The sequence below is a fragment of the Streptomyces roseofulvus genome (assembly GCF_039534915.1).
Lineage (GTDB): Bacteria > Actinomycetota > Actinomycetes > Streptomycetales > Streptomycetaceae > Streptomyces > Streptomyces roseofulvus.
Map to the genome: position 1 here is coordinate 7230598 of NZ_BAAAWE010000001.1, position 19489 is coordinate 7250086.

Annotated in this window: 23 protein-coding genes; all 23 read right to left on the reverse strand. The window is 71.9% G+C overall.

What is annotated here, in order from left to right; genetic code table 11:
- Positions 1 to 14 precede the first annotated feature (14 nt).
- The 23 genes from ABFY03_RS33225 to ABFY03_RS33335 all read right to left on the reverse strand — a co-directional run bounded on the left by ABFY03_RS33225 (position 15) and on the right by ABFY03_RS33335 (position 19459).
- Positions 15 to 1139, reverse strand: a complete 1125-nt coding sequence (locus ABFY03_RS33225) for a DnaB-like helicase N-terminal domain-containing protein (protein ID WP_346171634.1) — start codon at positions 1137 to 1139, stop codon at positions 15 to 17.
- Positions 1139 to 2425, reverse strand: a complete 1287-nt coding sequence (locus ABFY03_RS33230; protein WP_346171635.1) for a DNA cytosine methyltransferase — start codon at positions 2423 to 2425, stop codon at positions 1139 to 1141. Before ABFY03_RS33230 ends, ABFY03_RS33225 begins: the two co-directional genes overlap by 1 nt.
- Entirely contained in the window at positions 2422 to 3282 is an 861-nt protein-coding gene (locus ABFY03_RS33235) for an adenine nucleotide alpha hydrolase family protein (RefSeq protein WP_346172338.1), read from the reverse strand. Before ABFY03_RS33235 ends, ABFY03_RS33230 begins: the two co-directional genes overlap by 4 nt.
- A 163-nt stretch (positions 3283 to 3445) precedes the next feature.
- Positions 3446 to 4009 carry a hypothetical protein gene (locus ABFY03_RS33240; RefSeq protein ID WP_346171636.1) on the reverse strand — a complete coding sequence of 188 codons (564 nt, stop codon included), beginning with the start codon at positions 4007 to 4009 and terminating at the stop codon, positions 3446 to 3448.
- 41 nt (positions 4010 to 4050) lie between these two features.
- Positions 4051 to 4905, reverse strand: coding sequence for a hypothetical protein (locus ABFY03_RS33245; protein WP_346171637.1), 855 nt, complete (start codon positions 4903 to 4905; stop codon positions 4051 to 4053).
- Positions 4902 to 5705, reverse strand: coding sequence for a hypothetical protein (locus ABFY03_RS33250; RefSeq protein ID WP_346171638.1), 804 nt, complete (start codon positions 5703 to 5705; stop codon positions 4902 to 4904). The genes ABFY03_RS33245 and ABFY03_RS33250 overlap by 4 nt, the downstream gene beginning before the upstream one ends.
- 35 nt (positions 5706 to 5740) lie before the next feature.
- Entirely contained in the window at positions 5741 to 6343 is a 603-nt protein-coding gene (locus ABFY03_RS33255; RefSeq protein WP_346171639.1) for a hypothetical protein, read from the reverse strand.
- Positions 6344 to 6564: 221 nt separating this feature from the next.
- Positions 6565 to 6969, reverse strand: a complete 405-nt coding sequence (locus ABFY03_RS33260) for an SPDY domain-containing protein (RefSeq protein ID WP_346171640.1) — start codon at positions 6967 to 6969, stop codon at positions 6565 to 6567.
- A 75-nt stretch (positions 6970 to 7044) separates the two neighbouring features.
- On the reverse strand, positions 7045 to 7275 hold the full coding sequence (locus ABFY03_RS33265; RefSeq protein ID WP_346171641.1) for a hypothetical protein: 231 nt from the start codon (positions 7273 to 7275) through the stop codon (positions 7045 to 7047).
- A gap of 12 nt (positions 7276 to 7287) precedes the next feature.
- Complete coding sequence (locus ABFY03_RS33270) at positions 7288 to 7929, reverse strand: hypothetical protein (protein ID WP_346171642.1); 642 nt, start codon at positions 7927 to 7929, stop codon at positions 7288 to 7290.
- A 272-nt stretch (positions 7930 to 8201) separates the two neighbouring features.
- The gene (locus ABFY03_RS33275) at positions 8202 to 9995 is read right to left on the reverse strand and encodes a TraM recognition domain-containing protein (protein WP_346171643.1); all 1794 of its coding nucleotides are present in this window, start codon (positions 9993 to 9995) and stop codon (positions 8202 to 8204) included.
- A 48-nt stretch (positions 9996 to 10043) separates the two neighbouring features.
- On the reverse strand, positions 10044 to 10787 hold the full coding sequence (locus ABFY03_RS33280; RefSeq protein WP_346172339.1) for an SPDY domain-containing protein: 744 nt from the start codon (positions 10785 to 10787) through the stop codon (positions 10044 to 10046).
- A gap of 5 nt (positions 10788 to 10792) precedes the next feature.
- Positions 10793 to 11566, reverse strand: coding sequence for an SPDY domain-containing protein (locus ABFY03_RS33285; protein WP_346171644.1), 774 nt, complete (start codon positions 11564 to 11566; stop codon positions 10793 to 10795).
- Positions 11566 to 12183 carry a hypothetical protein gene (locus ABFY03_RS33290; RefSeq protein ID WP_346171645.1) on the reverse strand — a complete coding sequence of 206 codons (618 nt, stop codon included), beginning with the start codon at positions 12181 to 12183 and terminating at the stop codon, positions 11566 to 11568. The genes ABFY03_RS33285 and ABFY03_RS33290 overlap by 1 nt, the downstream gene beginning before the upstream one ends.
- Positions 12180 to 12959 carry an SPDY domain-containing protein gene (locus ABFY03_RS33295; protein ID WP_346171646.1) on the reverse strand — a complete coding sequence of 260 codons (780 nt, stop codon included), beginning with the start codon at positions 12957 to 12959 and terminating at the stop codon, positions 12180 to 12182. The genes ABFY03_RS33290 and ABFY03_RS33295 overlap by 4 nt, the downstream gene beginning before the upstream one ends.
- A complete protein-coding gene (locus ABFY03_RS33300; protein ID WP_346171647.1) occupies positions 12956 to 14203 on the reverse strand; it encodes an ATP-grasp domain-containing protein in 1248 nt (415 codons plus the stop codon). The genes ABFY03_RS33295 and ABFY03_RS33300 overlap by 4 nt, the downstream gene beginning before the upstream one ends.
- Before the next feature lie 50 nt (positions 14204 to 14253).
- Positions 14254 to 14838 carry a hypothetical protein gene (locus ABFY03_RS33305; RefSeq protein WP_346171648.1) on the reverse strand — a complete coding sequence of 195 codons (585 nt, stop codon included), beginning with the start codon at positions 14836 to 14838 and terminating at the stop codon, positions 14254 to 14256.
- Positions 14839 to 14855: 17 nt separating this feature from the next.
- Complete coding sequence (locus ABFY03_RS33310; protein ID WP_346171649.1) at positions 14856 to 15671, reverse strand: DUF317 domain-containing protein; 816 nt, start codon at positions 15669 to 15671, stop codon at positions 14856 to 14858.
- 92 nt (positions 15672 to 15763) lie between these two features.
- On the reverse strand, positions 15764 to 16540 hold the full coding sequence (locus tag ABFY03_RS33315; protein WP_346171650.1) for an SPDY domain-containing protein: 777 nt from the start codon (positions 16538 to 16540) through the stop codon (positions 15764 to 15766).
- Positions 16537 to 16914 (reverse strand): hypothetical protein, encoded by a 378-nt coding sequence (locus ABFY03_RS33320; protein ID WP_346171651.1) that lies wholly within the window; start codon positions 16912 to 16914, stop codon positions 16537 to 16539. The genes ABFY03_RS33315 and ABFY03_RS33320 overlap by 4 nt, the downstream gene beginning before the upstream one ends.
- A 220-nt stretch (positions 16915 to 17134) precedes the next feature.
- The gene (locus ABFY03_RS33325; protein WP_346171652.1) at positions 17135 to 17899 is read right to left on the reverse strand and encodes a hypothetical protein; all 765 of its coding nucleotides are present in this window, start codon (positions 17897 to 17899) and stop codon (positions 17135 to 17137) included.
- A 31-nt stretch (positions 17900 to 17930) separates the two neighbouring features.
- Positions 17931 to 18572 carry a hypothetical protein gene (locus ABFY03_RS33330; RefSeq protein WP_346171653.1) on the reverse strand — a complete coding sequence of 214 codons (642 nt, stop codon included), beginning with the start codon at positions 18570 to 18572 and terminating at the stop codon, positions 17931 to 17933.
- Positions 18569 to 19459 (reverse strand): relaxase/mobilization nuclease, encoded by an 891-nt coding sequence (locus tag ABFY03_RS33335; RefSeq protein ID WP_346171654.1) that lies wholly within the window; start codon positions 19457 to 19459, stop codon positions 18569 to 18571. Before ABFY03_RS33335 ends, ABFY03_RS33330 begins: the two co-directional genes overlap by 4 nt.
- Positions 19460 to 19489: the final 30 nt, after the last annotated feature.

The window sequence follows — 19489 nt, forward strand, 5'->3', positions numbered from 1 at the left end:
GGGCCTTTCGAGGATCAGGGGGTCCGGCCGGCGGCGACGGGACGTGCCGGCGGCGAGACGGCGAGGGCGCGGCGGGCCGCGGGTCCGGCGCGTGCGGCTCGCGCCGGCTGAGGGAGGGAGTGCCCGGTGGCGTGCTGCCAGCGGGTGCGGATGGCGCCGATGTCGGCGAGGGCCCGGCGAGCACCGGCGACGAGCTGGAACGGTGTGTTCATCGGGTCGTCGGAGTACGCCTGGATGCGCCGGCCGGTCTGGTCGGCGGCGGCCAGGAGCGAGCGCGTGAGGGCACGCTGGCCCCAGTGCCCGACGGACCCGGCGGGCTCGGCGAGGAGGCGGAGTACGCCGCTTGGCTCACTTCCATCGTGCAGCAGCCCGCGCTGCTGTGCCTCCCACAGGACGGTGACGGGGTCGACGGGCTCGTGCCGCCGGGCGAGGGCGGTGAGGCACTGCCACAGGCCGGCGTGCAGGGGCTGGGTGAAGTCCTCGGCAAGCAGCCACCGGACGGACTCGATGTCGGCGGGGCGGGCAGTGGCGGTGGCGAGGAGCAGCCGTTCCTCCTCTGCCGCTTCGGTGCGGTCGGGCACGGTGTCCGGCGGGGGCACCGGGGTGCGGGGCAGGACGCCGGCGCGGGGCGGGAAGCGTGTGGCGATGTCGTCCACAGTCCCGGTGAGCGCGTCGGCCTCGGCGAGCACCGCCTGGACGGGCTCCGGCAGGGAAGCGTCGTGGACCGTCTGGACGAGGCGGTCGGCGGCGGCCCGTAGTCGGCGGCGGGCGTGCTCGGCCTCGACCATCCGCGCGTAGGCCGGCGCGTGCCGGGGCCAGGGACAGACCTGGATGAGGGTGTGCAGGTAGGAGGCGCTCAGGCCGCGCGCCTGTTCCTGGCCTGCCATGAGCACCTGGTGAAGCCATGCGGCGCTCTTCGCGTGTTCGGCAGGGTCGGGCGGCGGCAGGGTGCTGATGGCGGTGAACAGGGCGGCGTGCGCGGCGGTGGAGAACGAGTCGGCGGAGATTCCGGGCACGTCGCCGCAGAGGCGTGGGTCGAAGAGGAGTGCGCCGAGGAGGGCTTGCTCGGCATGGAACACCGGGTGCGGCGCAGGGGTCGTGCCGAGGTCATCCTCGTCGGGATCGGGGCTGTGGGACATCAAGCGGCCAGGGTGAAGTCGTCGGTGGTGAGGGTGCGGTCGAGGTGCGGGGCGAGGATGTGCGCCGCCAGTCTCGGGGGGACGGCGTTGCCGATCTGGCCGAAGACCTGTCCCTTGTTCCCGGCCCACGGGTAGTCGGCGGGGAAGGACTGCAGGATTCCGGCTTCGGCTGCGGTGATCCTGATCGACGCCGGAGTCGGAGCGTCATCGTTCCCGGCAGGGGCCGGTGCGGCGATCCAGGTGCACTCGTTGGCGCGGTGCCCGAAGAACAGCGTCCCGGCCGGCTCGTCAACGCTCCGGACGGTGGCGTTGGCCTGGTTGTTGCTGCGCAGGGACCACGTCCAGTGGCCGGTCTTGCCGGTGCAGGTGGGGGCCGGTCCGGTGGCGGGGCTGTCGTCGCGGGCGCCGTGACGGGCGGTCCACCCCGCTCCGCGGGTCTGGGGCCTGAGGACGACGTCCTCGACGGCTGGGGGAGCCGTCCAGGTTCCGCGCGCCCGGGCGGCGACGAGGGTCTTGCGGGCCCCGGAGGGGAAGGGTTCGGGGCCGCCGCCGGGCCCGCCGCCGGCGCAGACGGTCGGGACGGGCCGGTCGGTCGCCCCCCAGCCCAGAGCCTCCGCCATCGACACCCAGCGGGTGCGGCCCGGTCCGAACAGGCTCTCGGGCTCGGCGACCTCGGCATGGGTCGGCGCCGGGGGTTCGGCGGTACGGACACGGGAGGCGACCAGGATCGCCCGCCGCCTGGTCTGCGGCACCCCGTAGTCTGCCGAGTTGAGGATGCCGCACCACACGGAGAAGCCCCAGGACCTCAGGATCTGCGCGTACTGCTTCCACAGCGGCAGCACGTCGGGCACCTCTTCCATGGCCACCCACTCCGGCTCGCCGACGGCGTTCAGGGCGTGGAGGTAGCGCATCGGCTCGGCTGCGAGCAGGGAGCGTTCGTCCCGGCAGGCGGCTAGGAGCTTGGTGCGGGTGTCGAGGCCGGCGGCGAGGTCGGCGACCGCCTGGTGGACGAGGTCCTGGTCGAGCAGCCCGAGCCGTTTGCCCGCCCGGCTCCATGCCTGGCATGGGGGCGAGGCGATGAACCCCCGGACCCGGCCGGCGAAGACGTGCACCGGATATGCGGCCACGTCGGTGCGGATCGTCAGCAGGCCGGCCGCCGCCCGCGTCCGGCACGCCCATTCGTCCCACTCCAGCCCGACGTCCCGGATCCCGAAGCGGTGCAGGGGGACGCTCCAGCCGCCGGGGCCGGCGAACAGGTCGAGCACGAGCCCCTTCGGCGGGATCACGACGCGAGTCCGAAGTCGTCCTGCTCCGGCTCGTCCCCCCGGCAGCTCCAGGGCGAGCAGCCATTCATCACGCCCAGTTCGGCGGCGTCGGCCTCGGCTTCCGCCGCGGTGTCGAGGGCGGCGCGCTCGGCCCTGGTGACGTGGTCGATCGGGGCCTGGTCGAGGGGGACGCGCGAGCGGTGCAGGAACGCTTGGCCCAGCAGGGTGTTGCCGGTCGCGTTGGCGCGGGCGTTGCCTTTCCGGATAGCGGCGTCGAACTCGACGACATCCGCCCATTCGTCGGGCGAGGTGTCACGGATTTGTCGCCACTGGGCATTTCCGTGGAACGGGCAGCCCAGGCAACTAGATTTCGGGGTGTCCGCGAGCCCGAGAGAGGTGAGATAGTGGATGCAGTCGGAACGCGTCCAGTCCATGTCGATCAGCGGGTGCCGGTTGCGCATGTACTTCACGTCCGCGTCCTTGGCGCGATGGAATTCGTCGGTGGATATCCCGATCCATTGCTCGATGAAGACGCCCTTCGGGACACGCGTCGGATAGGGGTATCCGAGGAGCTTGCGGACTTCCTTCTTGATGGGCTTGACCTTGTACTCCCCGCTGCACTGGCGTCGGGTCATCCCAGGTCGGCCGTCCGCGTTGAGGATGTAGAGCGGCATCGAAGCGAAGCGGTGATCGGGGTCCAGAGCATCGTTGCGAATATTTCCGGAGGAGACCCGGAGAATGGGTATTCCGGCCGGTGTGGCGATTTCCTGTTCGAGGCGGTCAAGGTGTGCGTAGACGCTTCTGGGCTCCCATCCGGTATCGGCGAAGATCGCGCAATCGACTTTCGGGAGAATTCCTTCTGCGGAGAGGGCGAGCAGGGCGCTGGACTGGACGCCGGCGCCAAGGGAAAGAGCGCGGAACTGGGGGGAGGTGGAAATTTGGAAAATCCTTGGATGAGGGGGCGGAGAAGCGGCTCCTGGGGGTGGGAGCGGGCTCGGCGAGGAAGGGGCGTGGACGGGGCCAGGGCTTGCCGCGGTGGCGTCAGCGACGTTTCGCTGTGGGGAGGGCAGCGGGAGGCGAAGCCGGCGCGGGGCCGGTGGCGGGGAGCGTGCGTGCGGGAGCGCCGGACCGGAGAAGCGAGGGAGGGGACGCCAGCTCGGTCGCGCTGGTCCGGAGGTCGATGGCCGTCGCGTCGAGGATCTCGTCGACTGCCTCACGGCAGCCGGATATCGCATCGATCACGCGCTGGGACGGAAGTACCTGCCCCATCGAGCCGAGTTGGCGCGTGGCGTCGGCGCTGAAGTTCCAGTGAGCGATCTCGGCGTGCATGCGGCCGAGTTCTGTCAGCGCCTCGCCCAGCGGCGCCAGCGCGCCGCTGTAGGCCCTGAGCGCCGTCTTCGGCGAGTTGCCGGCGGACAGCTCGGACAAGCAGCTCTTGATGTGGGTGGTCACGTCCATGGTGATGGTGACCAGATCGACGATGAGTGCGGAGACGCTGTCCGCTGCCGGGGTCTTGGGTGCCGGCGGCAGCGTCTGGAGCTGGAAACGCAGGCGGTCGATTCGGCTGGCTGTGTCGTAGAGGGCGAGTGCCAGGGTGGTGTTCAAGGGAATCTCCGTGGGTGTGTACCTCGGCGTTTCGCCAGGGGTCAGAGGTTCGTGGTGTGCGGGGTCGGGCGGCTTGGCCGGGAGGCCGGGGCGGACGCCGACAGGAAGGTGGCTGGCGCGGTGAGCGTGGCCGCGAGGGCGCGGTGCCCGTCTGCTGTGGGGATGCAGCGGGACCAGAACCAGTGGAGCGGGGAGACCTCGCGGGTGGTCAGGCCGCGTGCTTCCAGGGAGCGGATCGTGGCGATAGCCACAGGGCGGCTGTCGCCGTGCAGGTGCACCGTCTTGTCGTCGCTCACGGCGACATGACCGAGGGCGATGGCCCGCAGGCCGGCGTGCTGAGCAGGCGACAGGCCCGCGGGCCGCTTCGAGGGGCAGGAACCCCGCTGCCGTAGGTCGGCGGCGAGCGCTTCCGCGGCGGCGAGGCAGTCCTGCGCCCCGAAGGCCATGAAGTCGCGGCCTGCGGCGACAGCATCCCGGGCCAGCTGCCGGGCTTCCATCGCCCACGGGGCGCCCAGCTCCTCCAGGCTCGTGATCCCGCGGACCGGGGCGAGGGCGTCGGCGGCGTTGGCCAGGGCCTCGCTGGAGTCGGTGGCGAGCATGGCGAGCTGCCGCAGCCGCGCCTGGACCGACCTGAAGGTCTGGCCCTGGTGGAGCGGCAGGCCGACGAGCTTCTCCTGCAGGTCCAGCGCGCGCCGGGCCAGGGACAGCGCCGTGGCGGCTCGGACGGCGATCTCGGGGGCCCCCTTGGGGGTGGTGAGAGCCGGTGAGGCCAGCAGGTCGTGCTGGAGGATGTGGTCCGTCCCGAAGGACAGGAGCTGCTCAATGAAGGAGACGGTCGCGCCGGGGGACCGCCCGGCGTATCCCGCACCGGCTTCCTGCGGGTGATCTGCAGTCATCGGCGGGCTCTCGCCGCGGAGACAACGGGCCCGGCCGACGGCGGGCTGGGCACCGACGGCGCCTCGGCGGCAGGGTGCTCCGGCCGACCGAGGGTGACTGCCAGGACGAGCCGTCCCATCGGGCTGGGCAGGACGCGGATCTCCTCGGCCCAGGACGCACAGGGCACGGGCTCGATGAGCCCCTGCTGGTCGAGGGCGCGGATCGCGCTCGGGTGGACGGCGGTCTTGTCCATTCCCACCCAGGGCTGGCCGTCCTCGTCGATCGAGACGACCCCGGTCGCAATGAGCCTCAGGGCCCTGAACTGGTCGGCGGTCATCTGGTGGTGGGCCTCGGGGACGGCGTAGTTGTTCCGGTAGCGCTCCATCTCGGCGGCGACGCGCTCGGCACAGGCGAGGAGGTCGGAGGCCGCGGTGGCGAGCAGGTCCCGGGCCGCCTGGACATGGGTCAGCCTGGTGTCCGCGGCGGTCATCGAGGCGGGGTCGGTGCTCTCGGCGGCGCTCCGCAGGGCTTCGGCCGCCGCCTTCGCCACCACCTGGAGCTGGGCCAGCCGGGAGGCGACCGTGTGGTCGGTGTGGTCAATGAGGGACATCGGCAGGCCCAGATGGGCCGTGCCGACGGCCGCGGCGTCCTCGGCGAGCGAGATGACCGCCGTGACCTGCCGGGCGATCCGCCCGGTCGCCTGCGGAGAAGCCAGCGAGCGGTCGTCGAGCACGTCGAAGCACTGGGCGACCTTCGTCGCGAGGGTCAGCATCTGCAGGCAGACCTCGTAATGGGGGGCCTGAGGGAGGTGACGGGACATGGGGGGCTGCCTTCGGATCGGGGGGGGAGTACGGCTCAGCGGACGGGCGTCCGGCTTGCCCGGGTGGCGAGTGCGGCCGGGCGGGAGGCGACGGGGACACGGCCGAGCCAGGAGGCGAGAGCAACGCGGCCGGCCTCGGTGAGGTGAAGGCGGGCGGAGCGTGCCCCGGGAACGGGGTGGCGTGCCTCGCGGCGGACCCAGCCCCGCGACTCCAGGGACCGGACCGTGGCCATCGAGAACGACGCGTCCCTCATCCACGCCCACTCGCGGCCACTGGAGACTTCGACGCTCAGACGCCCGGTCGCGATGGCGCGCAGCGCCTGGTACTGCGTGGGCGACATCGCCTGCGGCCTGCCGTCGATCAGCTTCTGGGCGCGTAGCGCGCCCGCGAGATCCGTGACGGCACGAAGGGCGTCGGAGGCACCGAGCGAGGTCAGCAGAGACGCGTCCTGCAGGTGGTGGCCGGCTTCGAGGAGGGTGTCGAGGACCCTGCCGCGCGGGTAGGGCCGGTGGGCACGCTCCTGGGGCGACACCTGGACGAGGTAGGCATGGACCAGCCGCAGGTGCTCGCCCGCGAGGGCCGCCTGGGTCTCCAGAAGCCGGATACGGCTGTACGCGTCCTCTACCGCGGGGCTCACGTAGATCCGGACCTTGCCGATCTCAGTCCTCACCGCCCTTGCGGCATCGGCGAGGTCGTCGGCGCGTCCTGCGTGTGCCAGGGCTTCCGACGGAGCGGCCGGCCTGGAGAACTCCAGTGTGGAAAGGCGGTCCCGGAACATGGTGACTTCCCCCGCCAGCAGCAGGACGTGGGCGGGGGCAAGCTCGGCCAGCAACAAAGGGCGGGAATCCGAAGGGCTTGTCATCGCCGGCGCCCCTCCCCGTTGGTGGGCAGATCTCCGAGGGCGTGGACGACCTGCGCCCCGAGCCCCGAGGGGAGACCGGTGAGCGAGGTCAGCCGGGCTGCGCTCCGGGCCAGGTACGGGACGTCCGCGAGGGTGCGCTCCACCGGGTCGGGCGTGGCCAGGAAGGTGAGGAACTGGGCCGGGAGCTGGGCCGGGACGGCGCCCGTGGCGTGGACGGCCCAGTGGGTGTCGAATCCGTCGAACACGGAGTGCTCCACCCGCCACGGCTGGCCGGGCGTGTGGTGCATGGTGCAGTGCCCGTCGGGAGAGGCGTAAGCCCCTGTGCCCGCGGTCCAGTCGTACAGGTCGGCGATGTCGGCGACGGAACGTTCCGTCAGCGGGATGCGGTCCGAATGCCGCATGTCGCCCAGCAGTTGGGGCAGCGCCTGGGTGACGCCGGCGAGGGCCCCCAGCGGCGTCTGCCGCGTAGCGGTGATCTACCAGGCCAGGTCGTTGCGGGCGATCGTCCACCACATACCGTCCAGGCGGGACGGCGAGAAATCCACCTGGAGCGTGTCGTCGGGACTGACCACGGTGACGCGCCCGGTCTCCCGATCGTGAGTCCAGGACCACCCGAAAACGTGGATCAGCGGCCCGAGGACGTCGGCGAGACGGTCCCCGGCTCCGGGCCAGGTGCCGCGGTGAGCCCAGGAACCGGCTCTGCTCATCGATCATGGTCCTCACCTCGACCGTCCGGCCATCGCCGCCTGTGCGACAGGAGCGGGCCGGCCTGTGGGAGTGGCCGGACGAGACTGGGCGAGAAGCCGCCGGGCGCGGTCCGTGACGCTCACCCTCTGCCCCTGGCGGTCGGAGGTTTCGGCCTCGACCTGGACCAGGCGGTATTTCTCGAAGAAGGCGAAGGTGGCCGGATGGACGGAGGACCCGCCGGAGAGATAGACCTTGGTCTTGCGGCCGAAGCTGTCCTCGTACCGTCGCCCTTCGCCCTGGGCCAGGTCTTCAAGGGCGGTCGCCTGCTTGGTGTTGAGCTTGGGCAGGGGCATGGCCGCCTCCGGGCGTTCGAGGGCGCGGCCGATGCTGGTGGCGGCGTAGGAGCAGCAGGTGGCGGTGAGGTCGAGGTCGTGGAGGGCTTCGGCCAGGCACTCCACGATGCCGCTCTCGGCATCGGTCTCGCGGGCCTGACGGACGGCCTTCTCGTCGACCGCCGCGCCGGGAAGGCTCGCGCCGATCAGAGGATTGACGGAAATGGCCTGGGCGAGGTGGGTGGTCACGAGGGCCGCGCTGGAGACGGTGGCGGTGAGGGTGTCCAGGGTGCTGCGGTTGCCGGGCACGGTGACGTAGTCGCTCGTGCTGAGCCACGACAACGCTGTGACGAGCTGTCTCGTCAGTTGTTGGGATTCCAGGAGGAGCGGCGTGACCGTGGAGTGGAACCCGGGACCCGGCGCCTTTTCCACGGCGTCGACTTGGGCGCGCAGTTTCGCGAAGTGGGTGGCGAGGTCCCGGAAGGGTGCGGCGGTGTCCGAAGCGGATGAGGGTGTGATGGGAGGAGATCCTTTCGGGGATGGGAAATTCGGCGGCCACGGCGAACTCGGTCGCGACGTGCTGGGGGAGTGCACCCGAGGCCGGGGACGGCTGGTCACGCCGCTGAGTCGTAGTCGTCCTGCCGGGAGGCCGTCTTGGCGAGGGCCCGGGCGGTGATGGCCTTCGAGGCCCGGGCGGAGGCGGCACTGAGTTCGTCGGCGCCGGGCTCGGCGTACCAGGGGCGCAGGTCGAGCATCGCGACCCGCATGCCGGTGGCCAGGCACAGGGCGCTGCCCTTGGGCAGGGCGCGGATCGCGTCGGCCGGCAGGATCCGCTCCTGCCGCATCGACACCGAGGTCGACTTCCCGGACTCGGAGTGCGAGGTGGAGACGGTCTCAACGTCGTGGTCGCCGACCATCCTGCTGAGCTTGTCCGCGAAATCGGGGTCGTCGATACCGGAGCCGATGATCTTCACGGTGGCCGCGCTCCACATGGCGTCCATGCCGGCGTCCCCCCAGACTTTCTGACCCTGGCGGTAGGACTGCAGGATCGTGATCGGGATGATCCCGCGCGACCCGAGGTGGGAGTACAGGTCGGGCAAGTCCGAGATCTTGCAGACGTTGGCGGCCTCGTCGAGGATCGCGAGCATCGGCGGGTCGAGTCGGCCGCCGGCGCGTTCGGCCTGGGCGGTCGCGGCCCGCATCACGCTGTCGGCACACGCCGCGATCAGCGCGCTCGCGCCGCCGCCGCCGTCCTTCGACAGCAGGAACAACGAGTCGTTGCTCGTCACGAAGTTGGTCGGCCGGAACTCGGGGACGTCCTTCTGAGGGGTGACCCAGGCGGCGATCTCGGCGTTGAGCAGGGCGGAGGCGTACTGGCGTGCGGTCTCGTAGATGCCGTCCCGGGTCTCCGGCGGCCCCTCCACTGTGCCCTTCAACTGGGAGGCGACCGCAGTGAACTTGTGGTCGCGCAGGATGTCGAGGGGGCGCCGGTCGGCGGGGAAGGCCAGCCACTGCATCACGTCGGTGATCGGCCGCTCGTCCAGCGCGGCGGCCAGGAACAACTGGCTGAGGATGTTGCTGCCGGCCTTGGACCAGAAGTCGCCCTGCTGGCTCGCGTCCACGCTCGCGGCAAGGAAGTGCCCGGCCAGCCGGTTGGCGCCGTCGAGGGTCTTCGCGTCGGCGAGGGGGTTCCACCACATCTCGCGGGAGGCGTGGGCGATCTGCTGCGGGTCCATCGACCACACCCGCCCCGCGGCGGCACGGGCGTCGAAGGTCGCCGTAAAGGCGTCGCCTGCCGCCTTGTTGGAGGTGAGCAGGACCGGTCCGGGCGCGGCGAGGATCGAGGGGATCGCGAGGCTCGTGGTCTTGCCGGAGCGCGGGGCCATGATCGCGACGGCGACGTCCTCGAAGCCCATGCGGACCTCGTGTCGGGTCCCAGCGAGGTTGCCGACGAGGATGCCGGCGTCGCGGGGTTCGATGTGCTTGGCGTGCTTCAGGCTCGGCCGCAGGGAGCGGGCCTTGGCTTCGACGGCCTTGGCGAGCAGCGGCTGGATGTCGCGGGCCGTCGCCATCCCGTCGACGGTCTTCTTCCCGCCGCCGGACCGGTTCTTGTACCGGAGCCACAGGACGCCCGCGCCGGCGGCGAGGGCCAGCGTCAGCAGGACAGGGACGATACGGGTGGCGACGAGCAGGGACGTTTCTCCTGCTGCGGGCCAGAGCTGGTCGGGATGGAGGAGCGCGTCAGCCGGGCGGTAGGACACCCACGGGGTGGACCCGGACAACCGGGCGGCGACGTTCCCGGCCAGCCAGGCGAAGTTGGCGAGGGGGAAGCCGATGGCGAAGACGGCGATGCCGATCTTCAGGGCTATGTCATAGCCGTCGGAGCTGGAGGAAGAGGGACTGGGCAAGGGGCAGTGGTTCCTTGGCGGTGCCGGGGAGGGGCGGTGCTGAGGTGGTCAGTGAGTACGGCGCGGCGTCGACCGAGGTGGCTGCGGCGCCGGTGACGGCTTGCTGCTCCGGCGGGCGGCCAGGCGCTGCACGCGGGCGGGCAGCGCGGAGGCGACGGTCTTGGGCGTCGCCTGCTGCCAGTGAAGGGTCAGACGCTGCCTGCTGAGGCCGAGGGTCTGCTCGTGCGTTCTCGGCAGGGGCTCTACGACGGCCAGTGCCTGGGTGAAGGCCGCCACGACGCTAGCGGGGGCGCGGCCGTCGAAGCGCGCCTGCCAGACCGTGTGGTCCTGGTCGAGGGCGGCGGTGATGAACCAGCTGGTCATGCCGGAGAAGGTGATCCGCTCGCCCGTCACGATGTTGTCGGGGGAGCGGAACTCGCCGGAGGGCGCCGTCTCCCACCCGGCCTGGCGCAGCGGCTGAGTGGGATCGGCGACGGCCCGCTCGTTGTAGGCAGGTTCGGTCAGGGTGTCGGTGACCGCGGCGATCAGCTCGACGGGGGTCCGCGCGCCGAAGGATGCGTACCAACTGGTGGCAGCGCTGCCGCCGTTGTGGATGATCCGCCACCACTGGTCGCCGGGTGCGGGCTCGAGTCGCAGGAGCGTTTTCTGGTCCGGACTGGAGAGGAGGACCCGGGGCAGCAGGGGCTCGTGTCCGTGGCTCCAGCCAGCGGCCTCGTGGAGGGGAATGGTCACCCAGGCCGCGTCGCCGGGGCCGGCGAGGTAGCGGGGTGAGATGAGCGCCTGGTCGATCATGTCGGTCACCGGAGCCTCCGCCCTGCCGGGGCGAGACTTTCTCCAACAGGTGGACACGGCGGCGGTGAGGTGACCGCGCGCCGGGCGGCGAGCTGCTCGACCCGCTCGGGCAGGGCCCGGGCGACGTGCTCGGCCGGCCGCCGCTCCCACTCCAGAGTGATCCCGCGGCGCGGGAAGCCCTTCATCTGCTCGGCGGAGCGCCGTGCCGGTTCCGGGGAGGCGAGGGCCTTGAAGAGCGAAGCCAGGATCACGTTGGGTGTGCCTGCGGACAGGAAGGCGTGCCACAGGGGGTCGTCCTCGTCGAGGCCGGCGGTGATCCGCCAGGAGCGGCTGCCGGCGAGGGTGTTCCGGCTGCCGCGGACATGTCCGTCCGGGGACAGGAAGGTTCCCCGGCCGCCGGCGACGGTCCAGCCTGCCTGCCGCAGGGGCTCGTAGGGGTCGACCGGCTGCCGCAGGGGGTGGCCGGGGTGGGTCAGGGCGTCGGTGACGGCGGCGATCAGCTCGACGGGCGTGGATCCGTCGAAGGACGCGCGCCAGTTCGTTCCGGCGCGGCCGTCTCGGTGTGACACATGCCACCACGGTCCTTCCAGTACCGGCTCCAGACGGAGCTGGCTCTTGGAGAGGGGGCCGGTCAGTACGACATGAGGAACGAGGGGCTGGTTCAGCGCCGTCCAGCCGGACACCGTGGCCAGGGGCACAGTGACCCAGGCCGGGTCGCCGGGGCCGGCGAGGTAGACGGGGGCCACCAGCGCCTGGTCGACCAGTTCGTGCTTGTTCATCAGCGCCCCACCGTCGTCCGGCCGGCGGTGGGCTGCTGGGCGGGGTTCGCGACGGCGATGGGTGCCGGTGCGGGGGCTTTGAGGGCGACGGCGTGCAGGTCGAGGAGGGCGTGTCCGTGGGTGGCCCAGGCATCCAGGTAGCCCCAGGCTTCAGCGTTCCGCTCGGCCAGCGCGTTGATGAACTCTTTGTGGGCCGTCCAGGAGGTGCGCATCGTTTCGCGGGTCTGAGCCCACTCGGTACGCAGAGCCTCCAGGCGGTCGTATGCCTGGGCGAGCTCGGACAGTTGCCACGGCCAGCGGGGCTCGACGTCGCCGGCGGCGATGTGCTGGAGCTGGAACCGCGCTGTGGCGAGCAGGTAGCGTGCCGAGCGGCGGACGGGCTCGAAAGCGCGCCAGATCTGGGTGTCTCGCTGAACCTTCCGCCAGCCGTACGACTCGTCGTCGTACGGCATCCAGTCGGTGTCGGTGTGCTTCTCGGAGTAGGAATCCCAGGAGGTGAGGATCATCTCGCTCTGCACCAGGAACACCGTCAGCGCCTGGAGGGCGGCGGCGTGCTGGTCGGCGCGATAGGGAAAGGGGGAGGTCAGAGTGGTTCCTTCGGTCGGGATGGTGCTCACCGGGTACGGCGGGGGAGGGGACTGCCCGGGCGCTGCGGGGAGGGCGGTAGCTCGCGGCTGGTGCTCAGGGGGAAGAGCCGCTCGACCCGGGCCCACAGCGTTGCCTCCGCCTGCTGGGCCGGGACGCGTTCGCGCTGGATGCGGACGCTGTATCGCAGGGTGGGGGCCATGGTCCGTTCGTGGCGCAGGACCGGGTCGGGGGAGACGAGGTCGGCGAGGAATGCGGCGACCACGTGCGGAGGGGTGTGCTCAGTGAAGTGCGCTTCCCAGACGGCCACTTGCTGGTGCGAGATCCGCCAGGGTTCTATGCCGGCGGTGACCTTGATGTGCCACGAGCCGTTGGCGAGACGGCCGATGTGGACGTGCCCGTCAGGGGAGTCGAAGTGCCGTTGGTGGCGCGAGGGCCAGCCGGCCTGTTCGAGGACCGTGACGGGGTCGAGGAGGTCTTCGGGCGCGGGCCCGGCGGCGTAGGCGATGGTCGCCGCCGTGATGATCTCAGCCGGTGTGCGGGCCCCGAACGACATCGTCCACGGCTCCTCCTCTTCGGCCCCGAGGTGCCGCAGGGTCCACCAGGGCTGGTCGGGGTCGGGCGACAGGTGCAGCTCCGTCTTGCGGTCGCGGGGGATGACACGCACCACCGGGGTGAGGGGGAGGTGCGCGATCTGCCACCGGTAGACCTGCTGGAGGGGCGCGGTGACCCAGCGGGGGTCACCGCCTCCGGCGAGGTACCGGGGCGAGACCTGGGCGAGTGCGGGCTGCCGGGCGGTCTCGGTCACGGGCGGCCCGGGGCAGGGGCGTCGACGGCGAGGGCGATGTGGCTGTTGGTGGCGCTGCGGCGGGCGACGGCGAGACCGATGGTGTCGGCGTACGTCGCGATCAGGCCCACGCGGGAGGAGTCCAGGTCGCCCTCGGGCGGGAGGAGGACCTCGTCGCCCTCCTCCATCAGCCAGGCCGGGCCGTGGACCCAGCCGGCCGTCTCGGCGAAGCCGGAGGCGATGCTCCGCTGGGCGAGCGTGCCGGACGCCGGGGCGTATAGGACCTGGATCGCGACGGCCTGCTGGCGGGTGGGCGTCAGGTCGGGGGCGGCGCCGACGGCGATGTCGGCGGCGATACGGGCGAGGGGCAGGCCGAGGGCCTGCTCGACGGCCCAGCCGATCCAGTCGCCGCCGACCCTCGCGTTGACCTCAATCACGCGCGGGCCCGTGGGAGTGAGACGGATCTCCACGTGCTGGATGCCCCCGGTCACGCCGGTCGCCCGCACCGCGGCCTTGGCGATCGGGGCGACGGTCTCCAGGAGCGGGTCGCCGCCCGTGAGGGTGTGGCCGGTCTCCTCGAAGAGCGGCTCGCTGCCGAGTTCCTTGCGGGTGACGGCGACCGGCGTGGTCACGCCCTGGTAGGTGACACACTCGACGCTCACCTCCGGGCCGGACAGATACTCCTCGACGAGGACGCTGCAGTTGTCGCCGCCGTGCTGCTGCACCCCGCGGGTCGCGAACGCGTACGCCTCGGCGAGGTCCTCGCGGGTCTCGGCCTTGATGACGCCGATACTGCCGCCCACAGCTGCCGGCTTGACCACGACGGGGAAGCCGATCGCCTCGGCGACCGCGAGAGCCTCGTCGAGGGACGCGGCGGCGACGGAGCGGGCGGAGGGCACGCCGTGGCGGGCGAACGCGGCGCGGCTGGCGGCCTTGTCCCGGCAGGTGCGGACCGACTCCGTGGTCGTGACCGCCAGGCCGAGACGTTCGGCCAGTTGGGCGACCGCGGTGAGGTGGGACTCGTTCCAGGTCAGCACGCCCGCGACCGGCCGGCGCGTGGTGATGGCTTCGGCGGCGTTGAGCAGGGCGTCCAGGTCGTCGAAGTCGGCGACCGTCTCGTGGTCGACGACGTACGGCTTCTCCCAGGTGAGCGGGTCGGTGGTGAGGACGGCGACGTCGTAGGCGTCGGCGACCTGGCGCAGGCAGTAGCCGCGGTACACGTCATCACCAGGGGCGACGACCAGGACGAGCGGGCGCTGGGACACGAAGGGCTCCAAGGAAGTGAGGCGCGGAAGAGCAAGAGAGAAAGGGGGGTTCAGCGGCGGCGGGCGGGTGATGCCGTTGTGGCGGCGTGCGGTGCGCGGGTGGTGAGGCGGATGCCGGTCTGCCCGGCTCGCACGGTGGCGGCGTGGATCTCCAGGACGGCACGTCCGTGGGTGAGCCAGTCGACCAGGGCTTCGGAGGCTTGCTTGTTGCGTACGGCGGAGGCTGCGAGGAGGTCCTCGGCGCTGGTGGATGGATCGGCCACCACTCGCTCGTACTCGGTGTGGGCGGTGTCGACTCGTTCGAGGGCCCCGCGCAGGTGGGCGAGTTGCCAGCTCCAGCGGGCTTGGCCGGAGTTTCCGGCGAGCTGGTCGGCGGACGTCTCGGCCGCGTCCAGCAGGGCGGCGGCTTGCTCTCGCAGGGGAGAGAAGCGGTGCCAGAGGGCGGCGTCCTTCTCGGCCTGCCGGGCGTCGTAGGTGTCCTGGTCGTATGGCCAGCCGTCGAGGTCGGTGTTCTCGTCGTCGAACCGCTCCCACGCGGCCATCACCGCGTCGCCCTGCAGGAGGAAGGCTGAGAGTCGGGCGATCGGCGGTGTGTGGTCCGGGGGCAGGGGCGCGGGAGGGGAAGGGTTGGGCACGGGGGGTCTTTCGAAGGTCAGCGAAGGGAGACGGAGGCGGGGGCGGAGGGCGCGGCCGGTGCGGGCAGGGAGGCCGTCGGCCCGGTGCGGCGGCGGTTCCGGGCCCGTCTGCTGAGGGCGTCGACTCGGGTGAAGTGCGCTGCGACCGCTTGTTCGGGGGTGAGGCCGCTCGGCTCCTGTTGGGCGCCGTGGCTCTCCGGGTCGTGCATGCCGCGGATGACAGGGGTGGTGGTGACGAGCTGCTCGGCGAGGCCGTCCAGCAGGTGCTCAGGGATCGCGCCGCTGATCCACATGCGCCAGGCGGGCGGCCCGTGATACTTCGGCAGGGCTTCGATCCGCCAGGCCGTCCGCTTGGGGTCTTCCTCATAGAGCTGGACGAGTTCGGCCCGCAGTCGGTGGGGGCCGGAGGAGCGGCTTTCACCAGTGCCGTCGGGGCGGCGCTCGACGGACCAGCCCGCCGTCGCCATCCGCTCCCAGATGCCGACGTCGCTGCGCCGGGGTCCGGCGATGAGGCGGTCGGTGAATCCGGCGACGATTTCGGCGGGCACCATTCGGCCGAAGGAGGCGTACCAGCTCCAGTCGGCGGATTCGATCTGCCAGTAGGAGGTGGAGAGCGGGTCGAGGATGAGCTGGTGGCGGGCGTGGTCGGGGCCGGTCAGCGCGGTGCGGGGGTCGCCGGGGGCGGAGGTGACGCTCCAGCCGGAGGCGAGCAGTGCGTGGGTGACGTGTCGCGGGTCGCCGGGCCCGGAGAGGTGCCGGGGTGTGGTGAGGAACGGGATCTTCGAGTGGTGGTCGTGGCTGTAGGAGGCTCGCTGGGCGGGGCTCAGAGCCACGTGACTGCCTGTGCGGACTCGGTGGCGCCGGTCTCATTCGGTTCTGGGGCGGTGGGACGCGGGAGCGGAGAAGGCACGGGGGGTTCCTGGGGTCAGTGGGGGACGTGCTGGCGGGTCTTCGTGTGGGGCCGGGCGACGCGGACGGAGTTGCGGGCCCAGGTGGCGGCGCGGGCGGCGGTGATGCGCGCCTGCTGCCAGCCTCTGAGCTGTTCGGGAAGTACGGACACGGAGGTGACCCGGATGCGCTTGCTTGGCGGCACGTGCCCGCGCGGTCGCATCACCGGCTCGGGGGAGGCCAGGGCCTCGGTCAGGCCCTGCAGCAGGTGCAGGGGGGTGGTCGGGGTGGCCTGCAGGTTCCAGACCGCTCCGTGTTCGTTGCGGGCGCCGATCCACCAGTGCTGCTGGGGCCCGGCGTCGACGTACTGGACGAAGGCGTCCCGGGTGGGGCTGACGGCGGTGTACTCCTGGCCGGTGTCGGTGGACCAGCCGTGTTCGGAGAGCGGCGCCCACACGTTGGGGGCGTGTGCGGAGCGTTCCTTGGTCAGTGCGTCGGTGAGGCCGGCGACGATCTCCACCGGCGTCTGCGCGGTGAACGTGACCTGCCAGGCCGGCTGGTGTCCTTGGGCGGAGCCGTGGATCTGCCAGCCGCCCGGTGGCTGGTAGGCGACACGGACGGCTCCGTCGGGGGAGCCGAAGACGAGGGCGGCGGACGATCGGGGGGTGCTGTCCTTCCAGCCGGAGGCGCGCAGGTATTCGGTGATGTGCCGCAGGTCCCCGCCACCGGCCAGGTATCGAGGCTCGATGAGGTAGTGCTGCTGTGCGGCCTGCTGGTCGCCCCAGCCAGACCACTTCTGTCGCTGCTTGCTCACCGGTGCCGCCCCCGGGCGACGAACGCGGTGGCCTTCGGCGGCGCGGAGGCAGGTGCCTGTTTACCGATCTGCTCGAAGACGTTCCGATGCTGGTCGAGGTCGCCCGAGACATTGGCCAGCGTGTTGCCGGCACGACCGAAGGCCAGCCATGCCTCTGGCGGGAACAGTCCGTCGGCAGCGTGGTTCCGGGACGCCCGGCTGCAGTCAGTGACGAGGTCGGTCAGCTTGCGAAGGACACCGTCCTCCAGATCAACGACCCGCGCCAGGATCTGTGCGGCCTGGCGAGCGTCTGCCTGCAGCAGATGGTCGGCGAGCTGGTCGAGGTGCTGGGCGATGGCGTCGAGGAGGGCGTCGTCGGTGACGGGCGGGTTCATGGCGTTCCAAGGGGATTGGCCCGCGAGGCTGGTCAGCGGGTTCGGCGGGAGACGGGCGCAGCTGGACCGGAGGGCGGCGCCGGACGGGCAGGAAGACGGCTGGTCCCGCCCGCCTTGACCACCGCCGCGCGCAGGTAGCGGCGTAGGACGAAGACGGCGAGGCGAGGCCGGCGGACCGGATCGAGCGGAGGGACGGACGGGCGCGGGGTGCGGGCCTGCGTCACCGGTTGCGAGCGGTCGCGCGGCCACCGGGCTGGGACGCCGGAAGGGCGACATCAGCTGCGGGGCGGGGGGCTGTTCGCAGCGCAACACCGATGCCGAGGCGGGCGAGACGGGCGCCGGCGGCCTGGACCGCGTGGCCCTGGGCGCGGGTGTCGTCGCCGGCCAGCACGTAGGCGTTCGAGGCGGTCTCCCACACGAAGCCCTCGGCGAGCAGCACCTCGGACGCGGGCCGGGCGGTGGTCGTCGCCGAGAGGGAGCCGTCCTCCCGCCAGGTCATCACGACCGTCGTGTCGGGGCGGGAAGCGGGCTGCGGAGGGTTCATGGCGGCGTGCCTGACCTGGGCGAGTGCGACCTCGAAGCGGGGCAGGAGGTCGGCGGTGACGGCATGAGCGGCCCTCTCGGGATCGCCCGGCACGGCGATTCCATCGGGCTCCCGGACCCCTTCGAACGCCTCGGCGGCGATCGATCCGGTCGGGGCGATGGCCGCCACCAGGAACTCGTCGTCGTGCAGCGGGCGGATCGTGACGTACAGGCGGGTACCGTCCTGCCGGATCAGGTGAGCGTCCTCACGCAGGACGAACTCGGCGATGGCGCCGCTGACCAGGTTGAGGTCCCAGACTTCTTCGGCGTGCCGGAACTGGTCCTCGTCGCCTTGGTGCGGGTGGTACTCGACCGTCCAGTCGCCGTCCAGGTTCTCGGCGAGGAGGGTGGCGAACGACTCCAGGTCGCGGGCGTCGTCGGGGAGGGATCGGGGGAGGGACATGGGCTCCTCGATGAGGGGACAGGGGGGAAGATCATCGGGTCCGTCCGAAGGCGGTAGACGTCGGTGGAGCCGGTGGCGGGGGCTGAGGCCCGCGACGGCCCGGAAGCGTGGCGCGGTCCGCGAGGGTGGCGCGTACGCTCCGCAACTCCGTTTCAATGAGCCGCAGTTCGTGATCTGCCTCGCTGCGCAGGCGGGCACCCCAGCGCGGATCGGCCGGTCCGCTGAACCGGTCGTAAGCGTCGGCAAGCGCGTGCAGGACCAGACCGAGCGAGGCGACGATGCCGTCGCGCGTGGCGGTGAGCTCCGCGAGCTCGAAGGTGAGGTCGTCCACGGAGGCGGCCTCGCGAATCCTGTCGGCGAGGTTCTCGATCGCCCGGCCCGTCGTCACGTAACGTGCCTCGGTGCCCTCCCAGGCGAACTCCGGAGAGGCGAGGACCCGGTACCCGGCGGCCTGGAGGCGGGCTACAGCCATACGGGCGACGGCCTGCTCTTCCTCCGGCGTGACCGTGGGGGAGAGCCGGTGCCAGGTGCCCCCGTGCGTCTCCCGCAGAAAGAAGGATCGCTCCAGGATGCCGTGGGCCAGACCGTCCCCGCCGCTCGCGGTGATCACGTCGGTCGCCAGATCGCGCACGATGACCACCGTCTGCTCGGCCGTCGCGCCCTCTGTGCTCACCGCCGCACCGACGCGGCCGGCGTAGACGTCCGCGGGAGTACGGGCGCGGGGCCCGGGGCGGGCGGAGCGGGCGCGAGGCGGGCGGCGATCTGTCCGAGCTGATCCTGCACCCCGTGGAGGCGGCGGGCCGCCCAGAACAGGTCCCGGCCGGCGGCGGCGGTCTCGTGGCCGGGCAGGGCGGCGGCCTGGCGGCCGACCTGCTCGACGAGCTGCCGCACCGCCGCGATCGGCCCGGCCTGCTCGGCGGCCAGCTGGTTCAGGATGCCTGCGAGCGGACTTGTCGCAGCCGGAGCGCGGGCCGGTGAGGCGGCGGTCGGCCGGATCGCCGCGGGCGCCTTCTCCTGGACGGACGGGTGCCCGGTGTGAAGAAGCAGGTCGGCTTCAATTCGGCGGGCTTCTGCCTCCAGGGCTTCGGCCAGGCGGCGGGGGGTGGTTGCCCAGGCGCCGTCGAGGCGGATGAGGTTGCCGATCAGGTCCATGCGGTTGGCCTTGTCCCGTACGGCGACCCAGCGGCAGGACCACTCGTCGCCGGGCGGAGCCAGGCCGGCCGTACGCGCCAGCCGGTGGCCGACCTCGGACCACTCGGCCGGGGAGAGCTCCCGGTCCAGTGGATGCAGGCGCACGTACAGGTGGAGGATCGCGCGTCGGGAGCCGTCCGGGGCGGCGGCGAAGGGATGCTCGACCAGCGGATCGGCGAGGTGCTGGGCCCACTCCGGTGTCGTCCAGTACCGGCTCTCGTCGGTGTACCGGTCGAGCTGGTCCCAGTAGGCCACCACGGTGCCGCCGGGCTCGGTCGTGAGCCCCTCGTCCGCGCTGAGGGGACGACCGAGTGCATCGGCCAGGGCGTCGGCGGCTTCGAAACCGTGCCGGTACAGGTGAATGATCATGTTCTCGCTGGGGGTGTCGGACTGACAGGT